This is a genomic window from Rhizobium tibeticum, from assembly GCF_900110205.1.
Taxonomy (GTDB): Bacteria; Pseudomonadota; Alphaproteobacteria; order Rhizobiales; family Rhizobiaceae; genus Rhizobium; species Rhizobium tibeticum.
This window is the reverse complement of sequence record NZ_FOCV01000002.1, coordinates 114,226-132,065: the sequence shown is the minus strand read 5'-3', so window position 1 is coordinate 132,065 and position 17,840 is coordinate 114,226. Positions and strand designations below refer to the sequence as shown.

Annotated in this window: 19 protein-coding genes and 1 pseudogene; 12 read left to right on the top strand and 8 right to left on the bottom strand. The window is 61.3% G+C overall.

The annotated features are described in order from the left end of the window. Window positions 1-103: 103 nt before the first annotated feature. From BSG20_RS02575 to truA, 4 genes are all read left to right on the top strand, one after another. On the top strand, window positions 104-1,600 hold the full coding sequence (locus tag BSG20_RS02575; protein ID WP_072371430.1) for a globin-coupled sensor protein: 1,497 nt from the start codon (window positions 104-106) through the stop codon (window positions 1,598-1,600). Window positions 1,601-1,697: 97 nt separating this feature from the next. Further along, complete coding sequence (def, locus tag BSG20_RS02570; RefSeq protein WP_072371970.1) at window positions 1,698-2,216, top strand: peptide deformylase; 519 nt, start codon at window positions 1,698-1,700, stop codon at window positions 2,214-2,216. A gap of 173 nt (window positions 2,217-2,389) precedes the next feature. Beyond that, window positions 2,390-3,325, top strand: coding sequence for a methionyl-tRNA formyltransferase (gene fmt / locus BSG20_RS02565; RefSeq protein WP_072371427.1), 936 nt, complete (start codon window positions 2,390-2,392; stop codon window positions 3,323-3,325). Further along, window positions 3,325-4,131, top strand: coding sequence for a tRNA pseudouridine(38-40) synthase TruA (gene truA / locus BSG20_RS02560; protein WP_072371424.1), 807 nt, complete (start codon window positions 3,325-3,327; stop codon window positions 4,129-4,131). Before fmt ends, truA begins: the two co-directional genes overlap by 1 nt. A 6-nt stretch (window positions 4,132-4,137) precedes the next feature. Here the strand turns inward: truA and BSG20_RS02555 are convergent, their stop codons facing one another. Continuing rightward, window positions 4,138-5,295 carry a serine hydrolase domain-containing protein gene (locus BSG20_RS02555; protein WP_072371421.1) on the bottom strand — a complete coding sequence of 386 codons (1,158 nt, stop codon included), beginning with the start codon at window positions 5,293-5,295 and terminating at the stop codon, window positions 4,138-4,140. A 172-nt stretch (window positions 5,296-5,467) separates the two neighbouring features. Between BSG20_RS02555 and BSG20_RS02550 the strand changes: the two genes are divergently transcribed. Then, window positions 5,468-6,367: a LysR family transcriptional regulator gene (locus BSG20_RS02550; RefSeq protein WP_072371967.1), complete on the top strand. Its 900-nt coding sequence runs from the start codon at window positions 5,468-5,470 to the stop codon at window positions 6,365-6,367. Window positions 6,368-6,383: 16 nt separating this feature from the next. Here BSG20_RS02550 and BSG20_RS02545 read toward each other — a convergent pair whose 3' ends face one another. The 3 genes from BSG20_RS02545 to dapD form a co-directional block, all read right to left on the bottom strand. Beyond that, window positions 6,384-6,980, bottom strand: a complete 597-nt coding sequence (locus BSG20_RS02545; protein ID WP_072371417.1) for a hypothetical protein — start codon at window positions 6,978-6,980, stop codon at window positions 6,384-6,386. Then, the gene (gene dapE, locus BSG20_RS02540; RefSeq protein ID WP_072371414.1) at window positions 6,967-8,160 is read right to left on the bottom strand and encodes a succinyl-diaminopimelate desuccinylase; all 1,194 of its coding nucleotides are present in this window, start codon (window positions 8,158-8,160) and stop codon (window positions 6,967-6,969) included. The genes BSG20_RS02545 and dapE overlap by 14 nt, the downstream gene beginning before the upstream one ends. Window positions 8,161-8,320: 160 nt before the next feature. Further along, entirely contained in the window at window positions 8,321-9,181 is an 861-nt protein-coding gene (dapD, locus tag BSG20_RS02535) for a 2,3,4,5-tetrahydropyridine-2,6-dicarboxylate N-succinyltransferase (RefSeq protein ID WP_072371411.1), read from the bottom strand. Between the two features lie 192 nt (window positions 9,182-9,373). Here dapD and BSG20_RS02530 point away from each other — a divergent pair, with 192 nt between their 5' ends. Then, window positions 9,374-10,240 (top strand): LOG family protein, encoded by an 867-nt coding sequence (locus BSG20_RS02530; protein ID WP_072371408.1) that lies wholly within the window; start codon window positions 9,374-9,376, stop codon window positions 10,238-10,240. A gap of 45 nt (window positions 10,241-10,285) precedes the next feature. On the opposite strand, the gene BSG20_RS02525 is transcribed toward BSG20_RS02530, so the two are convergent. Together BSG20_RS02525 and BSG20_RS02520 are read right to left on the bottom strand one after the other, a co-directional pair. Continuing rightward, window positions 10,286-10,915 carry an EF-hand domain-containing protein gene (locus tag BSG20_RS02525; RefSeq protein WP_072371405.1) on the bottom strand — a complete coding sequence of 210 codons (630 nt, stop codon included), beginning with the start codon at window positions 10,913-10,915 and terminating at the stop codon, window positions 10,286-10,288. Between the two features lie 110 nt (window positions 10,916-11,025). Continuing rightward, a complete protein-coding gene (locus BSG20_RS02520; RefSeq protein ID WP_072371402.1) occupies window positions 11,026-11,733 on the bottom strand; it encodes a pyrimidine 5'-nucleotidase in 708 nt (235 codons plus the stop codon). Between the two features lie 162 nt (window positions 11,734-11,895). On the opposite strand from BSG20_RS02520, the pseudogene BSG20_RS02515 reads away from it, so the two are divergent. From BSG20_RS02515 to BSG20_RS02505, 3 genes and pseudogenes are all read left to right on the top strand, one after another. Next, window positions 11,896-12,096: pseudogene (locus tag BSG20_RS02515) on the top strand (magnesium-protoporphyrin IX monomethyl ester cyclase); the annotation flags it as partial. A gap of 170 nt (window positions 12,097-12,266) precedes the next feature. Further along, entirely contained in the window at window positions 12,267-13,346 is a 1,080-nt protein-coding gene (locus tag BSG20_RS02510) for a bifunctional transcriptional activator/DNA repair enzyme AdaA (protein WP_072371964.1), read from the top strand. Further along, on the top strand, window positions 13,343-14,116 hold the full coding sequence (locus BSG20_RS02505) for an isocitrate lyase/PEP mutase family protein (protein ID WP_072371399.1): 774 nt from the start codon (window positions 13,343-13,345) through the stop codon (window positions 14,114-14,116). The genes BSG20_RS02510 and BSG20_RS02505 overlap by 4 nt, the downstream gene beginning before the upstream one ends. A gap of 6 nt (window positions 14,117-14,122) precedes the next feature. On the opposite strand, the gene argB is transcribed toward BSG20_RS02505, so the two are convergent. Next, the gene (gene argB / locus BSG20_RS02500; RefSeq protein ID WP_007529633.1) at window positions 14,123-15,010 is read right to left on the bottom strand and encodes an acetylglutamate kinase; all 888 of its coding nucleotides are present in this window, start codon (window positions 15,008-15,010) and stop codon (window positions 14,123-14,125) included. A gap of 134 nt (window positions 15,011-15,144) precedes the next feature. On the opposite strand from argB, the gene BSG20_RS02495 reads away from it, so the two are divergent. The 3 genes from BSG20_RS02495 (at window position 15,145) to BSG20_RS02485 (ending at window position 17,074) form a co-directional block, all read left to right on the top strand. Then, window positions 15,145-15,684 carry a sigma-70 family RNA polymerase sigma factor gene (locus tag BSG20_RS02495; protein WP_072371396.1) on the top strand — a complete coding sequence of 180 codons (540 nt, stop codon included), beginning with the start codon at window positions 15,145-15,147 and terminating at the stop codon, window positions 15,682-15,684. Continuing rightward, a complete protein-coding gene (locus tag BSG20_RS02490) occupies window positions 15,681-16,400 on the top strand; it encodes an anti-sigma factor (protein ID WP_072371393.1) in 720 nt (239 codons plus the stop codon). The genes BSG20_RS02495 and BSG20_RS02490 overlap by 4 nt, the downstream gene beginning before the upstream one ends. Before the next feature lie 116 nt (window positions 16,401-16,516). Beyond that, window positions 16,517-17,074 (top strand): fasciclin domain-containing protein, encoded by a 558-nt coding sequence (locus BSG20_RS02485; RefSeq protein ID WP_072371389.1) that lies wholly within the window; start codon window positions 16,517-16,519, stop codon window positions 17,072-17,074. Window positions 17,075-17,126: 52 nt separating this feature from the next. Here the strand turns inward: BSG20_RS02485 and yihA are convergent, their stop codons facing one another. Beyond that, window positions 17,127-17,786 carry a ribosome biogenesis GTP-binding protein YihA/YsxC gene (gene yihA / locus BSG20_RS02480; RefSeq protein ID WP_072371386.1) on the bottom strand — a complete coding sequence of 220 codons (660 nt, stop codon included), beginning with the start codon at window positions 17,784-17,786 and terminating at the stop codon, window positions 17,127-17,129. Window positions 17,787-17,840: the final 54 nt, after the last annotated feature.

The window sequence follows — 17,840 nt, the reverse complement described above, 5'->3', positions numbered from 1 at the left end:
CGACGGCTGACGAATCGCAAGCGCATTTAACCATTGCTCAACCATATTGCGCAAAAGCTCTGCTCAAATTTCCTTTCAGCATCAATCGCAAAGCAGAGACATCATGACCAGCCAGCAGTCGGACAGCGCGCTCAAGCAACGCCTCGATTTCATCGAACTGGATGATGGAGCCCGCACGGCGCTGCGCGAGATGCGCCCGGCAATCTCGGAGCTGCTCGGCGGCGCCCTCGACAAGTTCTACGCAAAGCTGGCGAAGACATCGGAGGTTGCGAGCTTCTTTGCCGACAAGGCACATATGGGACACGCCAAGAAGCGTCAGGAAGAGCATTGGGCCAACCTGGCGGGCGGCAACTTCGACGAAAGCTACGTGAAGGGCGTGGTCGCGGTTGGCAAGACACACGCCCGCATCGGCCTCGAGCCGCGCTGGTACATCGGCGGCTATGCCTTGCTGATGAGCGAACTCGTGAAGGGCCTTATGGCCAAGCAGTGGCCCTCGATGTTTGCCAAGCAGCAGGGCAAGGTGCTGGCCGAGAAGCTTGCCGCCGTTATCAAGGCGGCGATGTTGGATATGGATTACTCGATCTCGGTTTACCTCGAAGCGCTTGAAGAGAGGCGCCGCAAGCTGGAGGAAGAGCGGGCGAAAGCCGAACAGGATCAGGCAATTGCGCTCGACCATCTTCGCCGCGGCCTGGAGGCCCTCTCGAACGGCGACCTCGAGGCGACCCTACCTCCTGACCTGCCCGGCAACTTCAGGGCGATGGCCGACGATTATAACCGCGCGGTCGCGGCTCTTCGAACGTCCTTTGCCTCGGTGCGGGCAACCTCGGGCGAAATCCTGAGGGGTACTGATGTGATCGCCAAGGCCACAGATGACCTTGCCGTGCGCACGGCCCAGCAAGCCGCCGGCGTCGAGGAAAGCTCGGCGGCGCTGCAGCAGCTCTCGGTCAGCGTCGGTCAGACAGCCGCAAACGCCGAAAAGGCGTCCGGCGCTGTTCGCGAGACGCAACAGAAGGCCAAGAATTCGGGCGAGCTCGTCACCAGCGCCGTTACGGCGATGGCCGGCATCGAAAAATCGTCGACCGAGATCGCGAAGATCATCGGCGTGATCGATGAGATTGCGTTCCAAACCAATCTGCTGGCGCTGAATGCCGGCGTTGAAGCTGCGCGTGCTGGCGATGCGGGCAAGGGTTTTGCCGTAGTGGCGCAGGAGGTTCGCCAGCTCGCACAGCGCACGGCAGACGCGGCCAAGGCGATCAAGAATCTGATCTCGGAAAGCTCGACACAGGTGAACGAAGGGGTGGACATCGTCAGCAGCACCGGAGAGGCACTAAACGACATGATCAACCGCATCGATATCATCAACCGCTTCGTTGCCGATATCGCCGCTGCCGCACGCGATCAGGCAACCGGGGTCAACGAGGTCAGCCTCGCCATCCGCAACATGGACACGATCACGCAGCAGAACTCAGGAATGGTCGAGAACACCTCGTCCGAGACTCGGCGCCTGCGCGGCGAAGTCGACAAATTGATCGCGCTGCTGCAGCGCTTCCGTACCGGCGTCGAGCATCGTTCGATGGCCGTTCCGCGCCGCGCCGCCTGATAGCAACGCGGCGAAATTCCGGGCTGGGGCGTAAAAAAGCGCTCCACCTGCCTGCCGGATAATTCCATCCTGGAAAAAGATGCGTTATGGGAACGCCATGACCATCAAGCCACTCATCATTCTTCCCGATCCGCTGCTTCGTCAGGTTTCCAAGCCGATCGAGCGCGTCGATGCCGATTTTCAGCGCCTCGCCGACGACATGCTTGAAACCATGTACGATGCGCCGGGTATCGGCCTTGCTGCCATCCAGATCGGCGTGCCGCGCCGCATGCTGGTGATTGATGTTTCCCGCGAAGGCGAGGAGAAGCAACCGCTGGTTTTCGTCAACCCAGAAGTCGTCGCCTCCTCCGATGAACGTTCGGTGTATGAGGAGGGATGCCTCTCCATTCCCGACTACTACGCTGAAGTCGAGCGGCCTGCGACCGTGACGGTCAAGTACCTCGACCGCGACGGCAAGGAGCAGACGGTGGAGGCCGACGGCCTGCTCGCCACCTGCCTGCAGCACGAGATCGACCACTTGAACGGCGTGCTTTTCATCGACCACATTTCCCGTCTGAAGCGCGACATGGTCGTCAAGAAGTTCACCAAGGCGGCGAAGTCGACGAAGGCTCTCTAACCCGGACGTCCGTTGGTGCGGCCCTGCTTGAGAGGCGCGCCGATCCGACGAAGACGGGCAAATGCATGGCGCCCCGCGGGCCAGCAATGTCGCGGGCAGGTGCCTGAAGGGGCTTGATCTCAAGCGCGTAAACCCGTTTGAAGACGGCCGACCGGAAACAAGGCGAGATAGAAATGTCGCTTCGCATCATCTTCATGGGCACGCCCGAATTTTCTGTCCCGACCCTGCGACAGCTGGTCGACGCCGGGCACACGATCCTTGCCGTCTACACCCAACCGCCAAGGCCAGGCGGACGGCGCGGGCTGGACCTGCAGAAGTCGCCGGTGCAGCAGGCGGCCGAACTGCTCGGCATTCCGGTCTTTACCCCGGTGAATTTCAAGGATCCGGAAGAGCGCGAGCGCTTCAGGGCCCATGATGCCGACGTCGCTGTGGTCGTTGCCTATGGCCTGCTGCTGCCGGAGGCGGTCCTGACCGGCACGCGCTACGGCTGCTACAATGGTCATGCCTCGCTACTGCCGCGTTGGCGGGGCGCCGCCCCGATCCAGCGGGCAATCATGGCCGGCGACGAAAAGACCGGCATGATGGTGATGAAGATGGACAAAGGCCTGGATACCGGGCCAGTGGCTCTCACCAGCGAAGTCGAGATCGGTGCCAACATGACGGCCGGAGAGTTGCACGACAAGCTGATGCATCTCGGTGCCAAGGCGATGGCCGAGGCGATGGTCAAGCTCGAGATGGGCGATCTTCCCCTGACGCCGCAGCCGTCGGAGGGCGTGCGCTACGCCGCCAAGATCGACAAGGGTGAGACGCGGATCGACTTCTCCAAGGGTTTTGCCGAAGTCCATAATCACATTCGCAGTCTGGCGCCGTTTCCCGGCGCATGGTTCGAAGTTGCAATCGGCGGCAAGCCTGAGCGGGTGAAGGTGCTGGCCTCGGAGCTTGCGCAAGGCAGCGGCAGCGCCGGTGAACTGCTGACAGACGATCTGGTCGTTGCCTGCGAAACCGGCGCCGTTCGCCTGACCAAATTGCAAAAGGCCGGTGGCAAGCCGTTGCTGGCTGCCGACTTCCTGCGTGGAACGCCACTTGCATCAGGCACGAGGCTCCCTTGATGCACCGCTACCGCATGATCGTCGAATATGACGGTGGTCCTTACGTCGGCTGGCAGCGGCAGGAAAACGGGCCGTCCGTCCAGGGTGCGATCGAGAAGGCGATCCGATCGGCGAGCGGTGAGACGGTGTCGATTCGTGGGGCAGGCCGCACCGATTCCGGTGTTCATGCCACGGGTCAGGTGGTTCATGCCGACCTTGCCAGGGAATGGTCGGGCTTCAAGCTTCAGAACGCACTCAACGCCCATCTCAAGCTGGCCGGCGAGCGCGTCGCGATCATCAGCGTGGAAGCGGCGAGTGAGTTCTTCGATGCACGGTTCTCGGCGCTGCGGCGCCACTATCTCTATCGCATCATCAGCCGCCGGGCGCCGCTGGCGCTTGAGGCCGGCAAGGCATGGTGGGTCCCGAAGACCCTTGATCACGAGGCCATGCATGCCGCCGCGCAGACACTTGTCGGCAAGCATGATTTCTCCACGTTCCGCTCCGCCCATTGCCAGGCCAACAGCCCGATCCGCACACTCGATCGGCTGGACGTGACAAGAAGCGGCGAATTGATCGAGATCCGCGCGACGGCCCAAAGCTTCCTGCATAACCAGATCCGGTCATTTGCGGGAACACTGAAGCTCGCCGGTGAGGGCAAATGGACGCCGAACGATGTCCGCGCTGCGTTGAATGCCCGCGACCGCAAGGCGTGTGGCCCCGTTGCGCCCCCCGACGGGCTCTATTTCATGCAGGTCGATTATCCAGAAGTCATTACCGACCGCCACCGCAGGCTGGAGGGCAGCGATGACGGTGACGATCTATCATGACCTGGCTTACAGGGCTTGATAGATGGCCGTGCCGATATCGAATGGGAAAGCGCCGAACAAGCCTTCGAGCGCCGTGTTCGTAAGCGCCACCACCGTCAGGCTCCTTTCCGGATCGATGAACCAGGAGTGGCCGTAGACGCCGCCCCACTGGATCGCTCCCCGCGCCAGCGGCAGCCCGGCGCGGTCGGGATCGGTGACGACAGCCCAGCCGTAGCCGAAACCCAGCCCGGGTCGTTGAAGTCCGGTCAGGCCGTTCGTCTGGTCGCGGATCATCGCGGAAACGGTGCTCGCATCAAGCAGCGGCGCTCCGCCGCGTCTTATGGTTTCGAGTATGGCGAGGATATCGCCGGCTGTGCCTGCCATGCCGCCGCTGGCGGAATGATAGATATCGGGATCGAAGATGCGCCCCGGCGAGTAGCCGAACACGCCGGAAGGGGTGATGATCGAATCCTCCCGTCCCATCGGCTCGGGTTGTGGCGCTGCATTCTTGTAGGGGACGGCAAGGCGGCCGCGGTCGGTGACATGAAACGCAGTGTCGGAAAGTCCAAGCGGCTCCGTGACGAGCGCGGCGACTGCCTCGCCTAGCGGCGCGCTGGTCTCCTTCTCGATGATGCCACCGAGAACATCCATCGAGATCGAATAGCGCCACCGCTTGCCGGGCTCGTAGAGCAACGGTTGGGTTGCAAGATGGCGAAGCTTTTCTTCGAGCGCGATGCTGGGGTGTCTGCCCGCGATATCGGCGCCGAGGGGCTTCCGCTTGCTTGCATCCCCATTGAAGCCGTCGCCGAGACCTGCCGTATGCGTCAACAGATGATGGATGGTGATGACGGATGCGGATCCGTCCGCCAGCGGGGGACAGAAATAGGGCAGCCAGCGGGCGACGGGATCGGCCGGATCGATGCGCCCCTCTTCGACAAGCCGCATGGCGGCGATGGCGACGATCGGCTTGGTCACCGAAGAAAGCCGGAAGATCGTGTCTGTGCTCATCGGCTGGCCGCTCTCCCGGTTCGCCATGCCGGCGGCACGGCTGTAGACAATGCGGCCCTCCCGCGCGACCAGGACGACGGTGCCGACAAGCCGCTTCTCGTCCAGCGCGGAGTCGATTGCGCTGTCGAGTAGCCGCGTCATTTTCGGGTCTGGCCTGACGATTGCGTAGCAAGACATGTTTTTCCTCTCGAAGAAACGGCGGGCGCACTCGGCCGCCCCACGGACGGTTGGAAGATTTGGACGAGCCTTGGTGCCCGCCTCGTCGCATTGACGATGGGAGACCTTAATGCTTGCGTCCGACTGCAATAATCGTCTCTATATCCGCGAGAGCTTTGCGTGGAGGACAAAGATGACGGGTTTCGCGGATCGGCTGGATGTCTTTCTCAGGGTTGTTGCCGGTGGGAGCTTTTCCGCCGCAGGCCGGGACATGAATATGCAGGCATCGTCGATATCGCGGCAGATCGACATGCTGGAAGGCGAGCTTGGGGTGGAGCTGTTCTACCGGTCCACACGCCGGCTCGCATTGACATCGGCAGGTGAGACGCTTTGCCACCGCGCCCGGCAGGTACTCGGCCAGCTCGAGGAGACCCGAAGCATCGTCGCGGCGATGGCGAACGAGCCGCAGGGATGGCTGATGATCTCGGCGCCGGTCTGCTTCGGCCAGCGTCACGTCGTTCCGCTGGTGCCGGTCTATCTGGAGCGGTTCCCGAAGGTGCATCTCGAACTGTCGTTGGAGGATCGGGCCGTGAATCCTCTCGAGGATGGCATCGATCTTGCCGTCCGCATTGGCAAGCTGCAGGATTCCGCGCTTCTCGTGACGAAGCTTGCGATAACGGAGAGCGTCGTCTGTGCCGCGCCGTCCTATCTTCAGCGGCACGGTGTTCCCGCGGTGCCGGCAGACCTCGTGCATCACGCCTGCCTAACCACACCGAAGCCAATGAAGGCCGGGATGTGGCATTTCGGCGAAACCAGCTCCGAAGACCGACTTGAGGTTTCGGGTCGTTTTGTTTGCGGCGACATGGACGGGCTTCTTGCAAGCGCCATCGCCGGGCTTGGGATCATCCACCTGCAGACATGGCTGGTGGCCGAGCCGTTGAGAGACGGCAGGCTGGTGCGGCTCTTCCCGACGATCCTGCCGAGGCCAGATGGCAGCGGCATCTACGCACTCCGGCCGCCGGGCGCGCTGACGATGAAGGTGAAAGGGATGGTCGACCTCCTGAAGGCACGCATGATTGCCCTGTCGGAATAGGTCGATCCCGGCCGATTTATACCGGATAAATGCCGAGAAAGCGCTGCAGGTATTCCGACAGCATGAGCGATGGCACGAGCAGCACCAGCGTGAGTGCCCCGATCATCAGGCCCTGGCCGTAGAAGATCATCCTGAGAATGCGTGCGATCGCAAACACCTGCGCCAGCATGAAGGCAAGCAGCAGCAGCGAGACGACGCCGACAAGTTGTGGCAGGAAGAAGACCAGTGCGAGCAGCAGCCCGTTGATGTAGGAGAGCGGGACGCCCAGCCAATTGACGCTGACGATGACGGGCGCGAAACGCTCGCCCTTCTTGAAGGCCAGCAGCAGCAAGCCTGCAAAGACCAGGGGAACGAACCAATTGGCGGCTTCAACGAGCCCGAGCCGGAAATAGAAAAGCGCGCCGACATCGGTATGCGGCGGCATCGTCTGCAGGAAGGCCTGGCGCCACCAGAGCCACGAGATTCCCATCGGCGGCAGGCACCACAGGATTGCCCAGAACGAGCGGTTGACGCCGCGCTCCGACATGTCGAGGAAGCGGAACCCACGCGGATCCATGCGGATCAGCAGCCAGATCCCCGCCAGATAATATTGAACCTCTCTAAAGCCCGGCATTCGCGAACCAGTGCTCGATGAAGGTTTCATAGATTACTGTCAGTCGCTCGAGGTCGCAAACAGCGACACGTTCATCGACCATGTGCATGGTCTGGCCAACAAGACCGAACTCCACGACGGGGCAGTAGTCCTTGATGAAACGGGCGTCCGACGTGCCGCCTGTGGTGGAGAGTTTCGGCGACTGGCCGGTCACACTCTCGACCGCGGAGGAAAGCGAGGCGATCAGCGCGTTGTTGCGCGTTAGGAAGACGTGGCTCGGCCGCTCTGCCCAGACGATATCGTACTTCAGCGGCGCGCGACCGGGACGCAACACGCCGTCGGCGGCGGCTGCGTCAAGGCGGCGCAGGATCTCCTGCTGCAGGCTCTGGGCCGTCCACGTGTCATTGAAACGGATGTTAAAGCTCGCCGTCGCCTTGGCCGGTACGACGTTCGTCGCAGGATTGCCGACATCAATGGTCGTCACCTCAAGGTTGGACGGCTGGAAATTGTCGGTACCGCCGTCGAACGGCGGGTCCATCAGCGCCTGAGTCAACTGTAAGATACCCCGCACGGCATTGTCGGCCAGATGTGGATAAGCGGCATGGCCCTGGACACCGTGCACCGTGATCTTGCCGGAGAGCGAGCCACGCCGGCCGATCTTGATCATGTCGCCGAGCTTGTCCGGGTTGGTCGGTTCGCCGACGAGGCAGGCATCCCAGCGTTCGCCGCGCTCGGCAGCCCATTGCAGTAGTTTGATCGTGCCGTTGATCGCCGGGCCTTCCTCGTCGCCGGTGATCAGGAAGGAGACCGAACCCTTCGGCGCTCCATGCCTCTCGATATGGCGTGCGATGGCCGCAACGAAGCAGGCAACCCCGCCCTTCATGTCGACGGCACCGCGGCCGAAGAGCTCGCCACCTGATATCTCGGCGGCAAAGGGCGGGTGCGACCATGCCTGCTCGTCGCCAACCGGAACCACGTCGGTATGGCCGGCAAACATCAGATGCGGGCCGTCATCGCCAAGGCGCGCGTAGAGGTTCTCGATGTCGGATGTTCCCGGTGCTGTCGCCTTCACCTTGTCCACCTTGAAGCCGAGCGGCGACAGCATGGCATCGAGCGCCGAAAGCGCACCGCCCTCGGCTGGCGTGACAGACGGGCAGCGAATCAGAACCTGGAGATTGGCGACGGGATCGGTAGCGGTCATGGGTGTGGAACTATCCAGCGGGAGTGGCAAAGAAAAGGCAAGGCGGCGATACCGCCTTGCTGAAATGTGCCGTCCATTTTGCCGGATCGATGTCCGGATGTCAGCGTTTGGGCGGCGCGTATCTCCCAAGACGCGCGGGCCGCCGGAACGTCACGACTTGTCAGTCGCGCAACAGTTCGTTGATGCCGGTCTTCGAGCGGGTCTTTTCATCGACGCGTTTGACGATGACGGCACAATAGAGGTGCGGTGCCGGCAGGCCATTGGCCATCGTGGCGTTGCCCGACGGCATCGAGCCCGCGACAACGACGGAGTAGGGCGGCACTTCGCCGTACATGACTTCGCCTGTCGCGCGGTCGACAATCTTGGTCGACTTGCCGATATAGACGCCCATACCGAGAACCGAGCCCTCGCGGATGATGCAGCCCTCGACGACTTCCGAACGCGCGCCGATGAAGCAGTTGTCTTCGATGATGGTCGGGCCTGCCTGCATGGGCTCGAGCACGCCGCCGATGCCGACGCCGCCCGACAGGTGGACGTGCTTGCCGATCTGCGCGCAGGAACCGACGGTCGCCCAGGTGTCGACCATCGTGCCTTCATCGACAAAGGCGCCGAGATTGACGAAGGAGGGCATTAGCACGACGTTTTTGGCGATGTAGGCCGAGCGGCGCACGACGCAGTTCGGCACGGCGCGGAAGCCCGCGGCGCGATACTGGTTCTCGCCCCATCCCTCGAACTTGGATGGCACCTTGTCCCACCAGGTCGAGTTGCCCGAACCGCCCTTGACGACTTCCATGTCGTTCAGACGGAACGACAGGAGCACGGCCTTCTTCAGCCACTGATTGACCTTCCAGGCGCCGTCGCTACCGCGCTCGGCAACGCGTGCCTTGCCGCCGTCGAGGAGTTCGAGCGCTGCCTCGACGGCATCGCGGACCTCGCCCTTCGTGGACGTATTGACGTTGTCGCGGTTATCGAAAGCAGCTTCGATGGTCTTTTCGAGGGAAGAAAGCTCGGTGGCGCTCATGGGAATTCCTTAAACTTCGATCTCTATCGTGGAGACCGAAGCCTCCGGGAATTGTGATTGGCGGGATGCGATCTGCTCTATCCCATGCAAGGGTAAAATGGAATGATTTTTCGGGGCATGGTAATTCTCCCGATTCACGCATGAAACGACCTACCGGCAGTATTTGCCGGCTGTACTGAAAGGCATTTCGACATGGCAAAGGCAAGAAACGGCAGGCTGCGGCGCAAGGATGGCGTCTGGGACCCGCTGAAGACGAGCGCAACCGACAAGCACCGCGCCGAGGCCGTGCCGAAGACGCCGCAGACGCTGTCGCCCGCCTACCGTCTTGCTTATGCCGATGAGGACTTTCTGTGCCGCGAGGAGCTGCGGCCGATCCGCCTGCAGCTGGAATTGATGAAGCCGGAAATGCTGCTGACGGAGCGCGGCATCAAGTCGACCGTTGTCATGTTCGGCGGTGCGCGCATTCCGGCTCCCGGCCAGAGCGCCTGGGCGGCAAGAAACGAGACGCAGCGCGCCAATCTGGAAGCAGCGTCGGTGTACTACGACGAAGCACGCAAGTTCGCGCGGCTGTGCTCGAAATATTCGGCGGGCTTCGATTTTCATGAGTATGTCGTCGTCACGGGCGGCGGTCCGGGTGTGATGGAAGCCGGCAATCGCGGCGCCGCTGACGAGGGCGCTCCCTCGATCGGCCTCAACATCGTGCTCCCGCACGAGCAGGCGCCGAATGTCTACGTCACGCCGGAACTGAGCTTCAATTTCCATTATTTCGCGATCCGCAAGATGCACTTCATGGTGCGCGCCAAGGCGATCGCGGTCTTTCCCGGCGGCTTTGGCACGCTCGACGAGTTCTTCGAATGCCTGACGCTGATCCAGACGGGCCGCATGGAAAAGATGCCGCTCATCCTGTTTGGGGAAAAGTTCTGGCGCAGTATTATCGATTTCGAGGCGTTGGCCGAGTTTGGCACGATCGCGCCCGACGATGTCGATCTGATCAGCTTCGTCGACACTGCGGACGCCGCGTGGAAGATCATCGAGGATTTCTACGAGCGCCACGAATAGAAAGGCCCGCCGGAGCGGCAGGCCTCTCTATCGGTAAGCCTTTGCTTACGGGAGCGGCCGATCCGGCATGTCATCGAGCGAGATCACGCCGTTCTTGTCGCGGTCCATCCAGGTGAAGAACTTGTCGAAGGCGGCTTCGGCTTCCTGCTTGGAAATTTGGCCATTCTCGTCGGTATCGATGCGCTGCATCATCATCATGCCGCGCATCATCGCGCCATGCATGCCGCGGCGATCGGGGCCGCCGTCGGGTTCGGGCTGCGGTGGTGCCGGCTGCGCGTTGTCGGCATCGGTCGGCGGTGCAGCATCGTCATCCGCGCCATCGTCAGCCGGAGCTTTCGCCTTGGCCATCTTGGCTTCGTGGTACTTGCGGATCTCGCCCGGCGTCAGCGAGCCGTCCTTGTCGGTATCGATGGCAACGAAGATTGCCTCCATGCCATCCTTGGCTTCCTGCTTGGAAATCTGACCGTCCTTGTTCGTGTCGAAGTGCTTCAGCATCCGAACGAAGATGACTTCACGGATCGCGCCCATGCGCGGTCCCATCATCATGCCCATGCCGTGTTGCGGGCGAGGCGGACGATGCTTCTTGTCGTGTGACGCAGCAAAACTGGTGCCGGCTGCGGCACCGACGATCATGACGGAGGAGAGTGCGGCCAGTATCAGCTTGTTCCGAGACATTTCAATTCCTTTCAATCTGCAATCTTAATGGGGATTACAGATGAAAGGGTAGGGCCGGTGCGGCAAACTGCCCAATTAAAGATCGGTAAGCTGGATGAAACTTTGGTAATCTAGCCGGCAATCTTCGCAAGAAAATCAGTAAGATCGTCAGTCACGAAGTCGATGTGATCGTCCTCGCCGCTGGTCTTTTCCCACCATTCGACAACCGTATCCTCGAGGTTGTTCGGCACCAGCAGGACGGTCTGCATGCCAAGCGTCTTTGGAACCTTGAGATTGCGGGGCAGGTCCTCGAACATCGCCGCCTTGCCGGTCTCGATGCGCTTGAGCGCCGCGAACTTGTCATAGGTCGCCTGCGCTGGCTTCGGCACAAAGTCCGCCGCCACAATGTCGAAGATATCGTCGAAATGCTCGAGGATGCCGAGCGCGCCGGCCGCCATCTCGGCATGCTTGACGCTGCCGTTGGTGAAGATGAACTTGCGACCCGGAAGGGCCTTGATTGCCGCACCCAGTTCGGGCTGCGCCGTCAGGCTCGAATAGTCGATCGCATGCGCCTTCTCGAGGAAGTCATTCGGGTCGACGCCGTGGTGGATCATCAAACCCTGCAGCGTCGTGCCATGATCGAGATAGTATTGCTTCTGCAGCTTGCGCGCCTCGTCCCGCTCCATCTGCAGCAGCGTCGAGACGTAGGTCGTCATATTCTTGTCGATCTGCGCGAAAAGGTTGACATGGTGCGGGTAGAGCGTGTTGTCGAGGTCGAAAACCCACTCGCTCACATGCGAGAAGTCGGCCTTGGTTGGCGTGCGATCTATCTTGGTCATGGGGGCGTTATGGCATGGCCTGCGGCCTGTGCCAAAGTCTTTCGGCGCAAATCTTCGCAAAAATGCCTTCGGAAGTTCTCAACTTTAAGGCGAGATTCGCTGAATTTTGCCATCGTGTGGGTATGGGTCTGTTCTGCAGCTTCTGCAACCCGGGACAGCCAAGTGAAAATCACCCTGATAAATCCGCCGCATGCCGCAATCGGCAGCCGTATCCCTGATGATCATCTTCCGCCGCTTGGCCCACTCTCGATCGGCGGTCCGCTGATCGATGCCGGGCATGAGGTCACTTTGATCGACGCCGAGTTCGGGCCGCTGCAAATTGCCGAGATCATCCGCCAGCTCTTGCAGCAATCGCCGGACGTTGGCCGACGCTGGAGGCCTTCTGGGGAGCACCGCAGGATGCGGAGGAGGAATCAATGCTGTTGCCGGCGCGTTCGCCCAGGCGGTCGATACCAGCCGTCATTGATGCCGCAAAATAAAATCGACGCCCGATTTGCGGCGGACGCGGCCCGCAAGGGATGGTAGAACGCCTCATGCTCTTCGATCTTCCTAGTGACGATGCGCTCTATGATGCGCTGATTGCCCGTAGCCCGGCCTACGAAGGCCTTGCCTACGTCTGCGTCAAGACAACAGGTATCTTCTGCCGGCTGACCTGCCCGGCTCGCAAGCCCAAACGGGAAAACACGCTGTTCTATGATACCGTCGCCACTTGCATGCAATCGGGATTCCGACCCTGCCAACGGTGCCGACCGCTGGAAGAGGCGGGCCGGGAGCCGCTCGTCGACGAACTGCTCAATGTACTCGACGGCGATCCGGCAGCGCGTTGGACGGAGGATGACCTGATCGGTCGCGGCTACGATCCTTCGACCGTACGGAGGGCTTTCAAGCGGTCGCTCGGCATGACTTTTCTCGATATCGCCCGCTACCGGCGTCTCGGCGAGGCGGCAAAACAACTGGCGAACGGCGCGCGGGTCATCGATGCTCAGATCGAGGCTGGATATGAGTCCGGCAGTGGGTTCCGCGCCGCATTTCAGCGGCTGATCGGCAAAGCGCCTGTCATGTCGCAGAATCGCGATCTTCTGGTTGCCGACTGGATTGAAACGCCGCTCGGCCCCATGGTGGCTGTGGCCGACCAGACGCATCTGCATCTTCTCGAGTTCCATGACCGCAAGGCGTTGCCAGCAGAACTGGCGAAGCTGCAGCGCAAGACGCGCTCCTCGGTTGCATCTGGCCGCACGCCGGCGATCGAGCAGATCGATGCCGAGCTGAAAGCCTATTTCGCTGGCCGGTTCACGGCGTTCCAGACGCCGCTTGCGCTGGGATTCGGCACGGCTTTCGAGCGCCGGGTCTGGTCGAAGCTGATGGAAATACCGATTGGCGAGACACGCGCCTACGGCGACATTGCACGTGGCATGGAGAACCCGCAGATGGTGCGTGCCGTCGGCCGCGCCAACGGGGCGAACCAGATGGCGATTGTCATCCCCTGCCACCGGCTGATCGGTGCCGACGGGTCGCTGACCGGTTATGGCGGCGGGCTCTGGCGCAAGCAATGGCTTTTGCGGCACGAAGATAAGATGAAGCCCAAGAGGCTGTTTGTGGAGGAAATTCAATGAACCAGGCTGAAAAAGCAAGGGCGTTCGGCGGGCTGCACCAAAAGGGCAATCCGGTCGTCCTTTACAACATATGGGACGCTGGAACGGCGAAGGCCGTGACCGAGGCTGGGGCCAAAGCGCTGGCGACGGGAAGCTGGTCGGTTGCCGCAGCACAAGGCTATGGGGATGGTGAGAAGATTCCGCTGGACGCCTTGGTAGCCACGGTTCGCCAGATCACGGCGGTCAACGACCTGCCGCTCTCCGTCGATTTCGAAGGGGCGTACTCGACCGAGGCTGCCGGAGCGGCCGCCAATGTCGCCACGCTGATCGACGCGGGCGCCGTCGGCATCAATTTCGAAGACCAAGTGGTTGGCGGAGAGGGGCTGCATCCTGTGGATAAGCAGACTGCCCGCATCCGCTTTATTCGCGAGATGGCGCACGGCCGTGGCATTGCATTCTTCATCAATGCACGCACCGATCTGTTCCTGCGCGAAGGCGACCAATCCAAGCATGCGGGCCTCGTCGACGAAGCAATCGAGCGCGGCAAGGCTTACGCTGCAGCCGGTGCCAGCGGCTTCTTCGTGCCTTGGCTGATTGATCCAGTGTTGATCGAGAAAATCTGCGGCGCGTCAACACTGCCGGTCAACGTCATGATGAGGCCGGGGGCGCCGGATGTGAAGACGCTCGCAAGACTCGGCGTTTCTCGCGTCAGCTACGGACCGGGACCATATCGTGCGATGATGGAGAAGCTGAAGGAAGCTGCCGCGGCGGTCTATGCCGCCGCGGGTTAAATGCGACTAGGGAACGATCAGGGTTCCGGCGCCATGCTCGGTGAAGATCTCGAGCAGCACGGAATGGGCCGTCTTGCCGTTCAGGATGACGACGCCCTGGACGCCTGCCTTGATCGCATCGATGCAGGTCTCGACCTTCGGGATCATGCCGCCTGAGATCGTTCCGTCGGCGATAAGCGCGTGCGCCTGCGCAACGGAAAGTTCTTTGATCAGGTTGCCCTGCTTGTCGAGAACGCCGGGAACATCCGTCAGGAAAAGCAGGCGGGTGGCATTCAGCGCACCGGCGATCGCCCCGGCAAACGTGTCGGCGTTGATGTTGTAGGTTGCCCCGTCGCGACCGGGAGCCACCGGAGCGATGACAGGGATCATCTCGGAGCGGGCAAGCAGGTCGAGCAGCGTGCGGTCCACTTCGACCACCTCACCGACGAAGCCGAGGTCGAGCACGCGCTCGATGTTCGAATCCGGATCCTTGACCTTCTTCTGCGCCTTTTCGGCAAAGACCATGTTGCCGTCCTTGCCGCAAAGGCCGATCGCCCATTCACCGGTCTGGTTGATGAGCGCGACGATCTCCTTGTTGATCGAGCCGGCGAGAACCATCTCGACGATCTCGACCGTCTTGGCGTCGGTGACGCGCAGCCCGCCTTCGAATTTCGATTCGATGCCCATCTTGGTCAGCATCGCGCCGATCTGCGGTCCGCCGCCATGGACGACGATCGGGTTGACACCCGATTGTTTCAGCAGTGCGATATCGCTCGCGAAAGCCTTGCCGAGTTCGGGATTGCCCATGGCATGGCCGCCGTATTTCACGACGATCGTCTTGTTTTCGTAACGCTGCATGAAGGGCAGGGCCTGTGCAAGGAGGCGTGCCTGGGTTTCGCTTTCGGACTGGTTCATGGGATACCCCGCGGAATTGATCGCGGCCTTTTATCTCAAGTTTTTGACAGATGGAATAATCTAGAGCCCATTAGTTTTCCGTATGTGGTGGCGAGCGGGTTCGAGGAGGCGGGGCGTTTGGCAAGAGGCATGGGATGACCAGCGACGAAATCGCATATTTGATAAGCCTCGTTGCGATCGGCGATCGCAAGGCCTTTGCGACGCTCTATCGCGAGACGAGTCCGAAACTCCTTTCCATCTGCCTGCGTATCTTGAGAGACAGGACCGAGGCCGAGGAGGCGCTGCAGGAAGTCTACGTCAAGATCTGGCAACACGCCGGCGTCTTTGCCGCTGGCTCCGGGACGCCGTCCTCCTGGCTTGCGGCAATTGCCCGCAATCAGGCGATCGATATCATGCGTGCGCGCAAGCCGGTCGCCGACGAACTGGACAGCGCATACGACCTCGCGGATGACGATCCTTCCCCAGAGATACAGACTGTGATCAAGGATGAGGGAAGGCGGATTGACACCTGCATGGAAGAGTTGGAAGCTGATCGGGCAATGGCGGTGAAGAAAGCTTACGTCGAAGGACAAAGCTATCAGGAACTGGCCGATCAGTTTGGCGTCCCTTTGAACACGATGCGCACATGGCTGCGTCGCAGCCTTTTGAAACTGAGAGGGTGCATGGAACGATGACATCGCCGGATCAGAGCAAGGGAGGTCGCTCCCGCGACGAGGTACTCGCCGGTGAGTATGTTCTTGGTGTTCTTTCTTTCAAGGATCGGCGGGTCGTGGAGGAGCGGATGCGCCGCGATAGACAATTCGCAGCCATCGTCAGCCGCTGGGAGACCAACCTCTCCGCTTTCAACGATGATTACGACGTCGTCAGCCCCGGTCAGGAAACGTTCAAGCGGATCGAAGAGCGGCTGTTCGGCTCGCCAGAGGCGGCCGCGGCTCCTGCACGCGGTCTGTGGGCCTCCATCGTCTTCTGGCGCTGTCTTGCGCTCGTCTCGCTGCTGATGACGGTGGGCGCGCTGACGATTGCGACCGTCGTTGTCGCTCCGCCGCAGACTTCCGCGCCGCTTGTGGCTGAGCTGACCGCCGCCAACAGCCAGGTCAACCTCTTGGCCTCTTATGAGCGGCGGAGCGGAAAACTGAAGATCGTACCCGTGGCGACCGGCAAGCCTGAAGAGAAGTCCCTGGAGCTTTGGCTCGTTCCGGCAAGCGGCGCGCCAAGATCGCTTGGCCTGTTTCCTCCAGATCAGGCAGGCGAGTTGGTCATATCCGCTGATATGCGTGGCAGTATAGACGAGGGTGCGACCCTCGCCGTTAGCCTCGAACCCTTTGGCGGGTCGCCGACGGGGCAGGTCACGGGGCCGATCGTGGCGAGCGGCACGGCGCATCGCCGCTGATGTTTCTCAGCAGGCGCACTGAAACTCTTTCTGCGAGCCTTTCGTAGATCCTCATGTCCGCAACGGAACGCCGGCATTCGGCCGGTCGTGTGCGCGGACGTTAGAGAAGAACAATCATGATGAAGTCCGCACTGCGCTTGAGTGTGCTTGCTGCTGCCGTTTCCGCATTTGCTTTCGCTGCGCAGGCCAAGAACCCGATGGTCGGCGGCGCTGCCATGTATCCGACGAAGGACATCGTCCAAAATGCGATGAATTCGAAGGATCACACGACACTGGTTGCTGCCGTCAAGGCAGCTGGCCTCGTATCGACGCTGGAAAGCAAGGGACCTTTCACCGTCTTCGCTCCGACCAACGAAGCCTTTGCGGAATTGCCCGCCGGCACCGTTGATACGCTGCTGAAGCCTGAGAACAAGGCCCAGCTGACGAAAGTTCTGACTTGCCACGTCGTCGCCGCTGATGCGATGGCCAAGACGGTTGCCAAGATGATCAAGGCCGACGGCGGCGAACACGACATCAAGACGGTCGGCGGCTGCGTGCTGAAGGCCAAGGAAAGCATGGGCAAGATCACGCTCACCGATGAAAACGGCGATGTCGCCCACGTCACGATCGCCGACGTGAAGCAGTCCAACGGCGTCATCCACGTCGTTGACAAGGTTCTGCTGCCGAAGATGTAAGTAAGTTCAGGCAGGTTCTAGAGGCGCCCAATTCCACCCCGGGGCGCCTCCTTCATTTCCAGTTGGCGATGCCGACCGTTTGTGCGATCGCCTCGCGCAGGTCATCAAGCCCCTCGCTCTTTTCCGATGACGTGGCAATGACTCCGGGATAAGCGGCTGGCCGCTTCTTGATCTTTTCCGTCGTCTCCGCGAGCAGCTTGGTCACCGCCGGCGGCTTGATCTTGTCCGTCTTGGTGAGAACGATCTGGTAAGAGACGGCCGCCTTGTCGAGCAGATCGAGAACCTCGTCGTCGTTCTTCTTCACTCCGTGGCGGCTGTCGATCAGCACGTAAACGCGCTTCAACGTCGCGCGCCCGCGCAGGTAGTCGAAGACGAGCTTCGTCCAGGCATCGACCTGATCTTTCGGCGCCTGTGCGTAGCCGTAGCCCGGCATGTCGACCAGCGCCATCGGCGGCAGGTCGCCGCCTTCACCCGAATAGCCCTCCGGCACGAAGTAGTTGAGTTCCTGCGTGCGGCCAGGCGTATTGGAGGTGCGCGCCAGACCCTTGTGACTGACGAGCGCGTTGATCAAAGAAGACTTGCCGACGTTCGAGCGGCCGGCAAAGGCCACTTCCAGCGGCCCTTCTGGCGGCAGGAATTTCAGGGATGGAACGCCCCGGATAAAGGTCCAGGGGCGCCCGAAGAGCGGCTTGTCGTTCTTGTTGTCGGTCATTCGGCCTTTTCCAGTCCAAATCCAGTGAGACTATGGCATTCAGGTTTCGGGCGA

Bases quoted from the DNA above. Each gene is read 5' to 3' on its own strand.
- dapE (WP_072371414.1), bottom strand. From the start codon at position 8,160: ATGACCGCTACCGATCCCGTCGCCAATCTCCAGGTTCTGATTCGCTGC.
- truA (WP_072371424.1), top strand. From the start codon at position 3,325: ATGCACCGCTACCGCATGATCGTCGAATATGACGGTGGTCCTTACGTC.
- BSG20_RS02520 (WP_072371402.1), bottom strand. From the start codon at position 11,733: ATGACCAAGATAGATCGCACGCCAACCAAGGCCGACTTCTCGCATGTG.
- argB (WP_007529633.1), bottom strand. From the start codon at position 15,010: ATGAACCAGTCCGAAAGCGAAACCCAGGCACGCCTCCTTGCACAGGCC.
- BSG20_RS02490 (WP_072371393.1), top strand. From the start codon at position 15,681: ATGACATCGCCGGATCAGAGCAAGGGAGGTCGCTCCCGCGACGAGGTA.
- def (WP_072371970.1), top strand. From the start codon at position 1,698: ATGACCATCAAGCCACTCATCATTCTTCCCGATCCGCTGCTTCGTCAG.
- yihA (WP_072371386.1), bottom strand. From the start codon at position 17,786: ATGACCGACAACAAGAACGACAAGCCGCTCTTCGGGCGCCCCTGGACC.
- BSG20_RS02530 (WP_072371408.1), top strand. From the start codon at position 9,374: ATGGCAAAGGCAAGAAACGGCAGGCTGCGGCGCAAGGATGGCGTCTGG.
- BSG20_RS02485 (WP_072371389.1), top strand. From the start codon at position 16,517: ATGATGAAGTCCGCACTGCGCTTGAGTGTGCTTGCTGCTGCCGTTTCC.
- fmt (WP_072371427.1), top strand. From the start codon at position 2,390: ATGTCGCTTCGCATCATCTTCATGGGCACGCCCGAATTTTCTGTCCCG.
- dapD (WP_072371411.1), bottom strand. From the start codon at position 9,181: ATGAGCGCCACCGAGCTTTCTTCCCTCGAAAAGACCATCGAAGCTGCT.
- BSG20_RS02495 (WP_072371396.1), top strand. From the start codon at position 15,145: ATGACCAGCGACGAAATCGCATATTTGATAAGCCTCGTTGCGATCGGC.
- BSG20_RS02550 (WP_072371967.1), top strand. From the start codon at position 5,468: ATGACGGGTTTCGCGGATCGGCTGGATGTCTTTCTCAGGGTTGTTGCC.
- BSG20_RS02510 (WP_072371964.1), top strand. From the start codon at position 12,267: ATGCTCTTCGATCTTCCTAGTGACGATGCGCTCTATGATGCGCTGATT.
- BSG20_RS02525 (WP_072371405.1), bottom strand. From the start codon at position 10,915: ATGTCTCGGAACAAGCTGATACTGGCCGCACTCTCCTCCGTCATGATC.
- BSG20_RS02555 (WP_072371421.1), bottom strand. From the start codon at position 5,295: ATGTCTTGCTACGCAATCGTCAGGCCAGACCCGAAAATGACGCGGCTA.
- BSG20_RS02545 (WP_072371417.1), bottom strand. From the start codon at position 6,980: ATGCCGGGCTTTAGAGAGGTTCAATATTATCTGGCGGGGATCTGGCTG.
- BSG20_RS02575 (WP_072371430.1), top strand. From the start codon at position 104: ATGACCAGCCAGCAGTCGGACAGCGCGCTCAAGCAACGCCTCGATTTC.
- BSG20_RS02505 (WP_072371399.1), top strand. From the start codon at position 13,343: ATGAACCAGGCTGAAAAAGCAAGGGCGTTCGGCGGGCTGCACCAAAAG.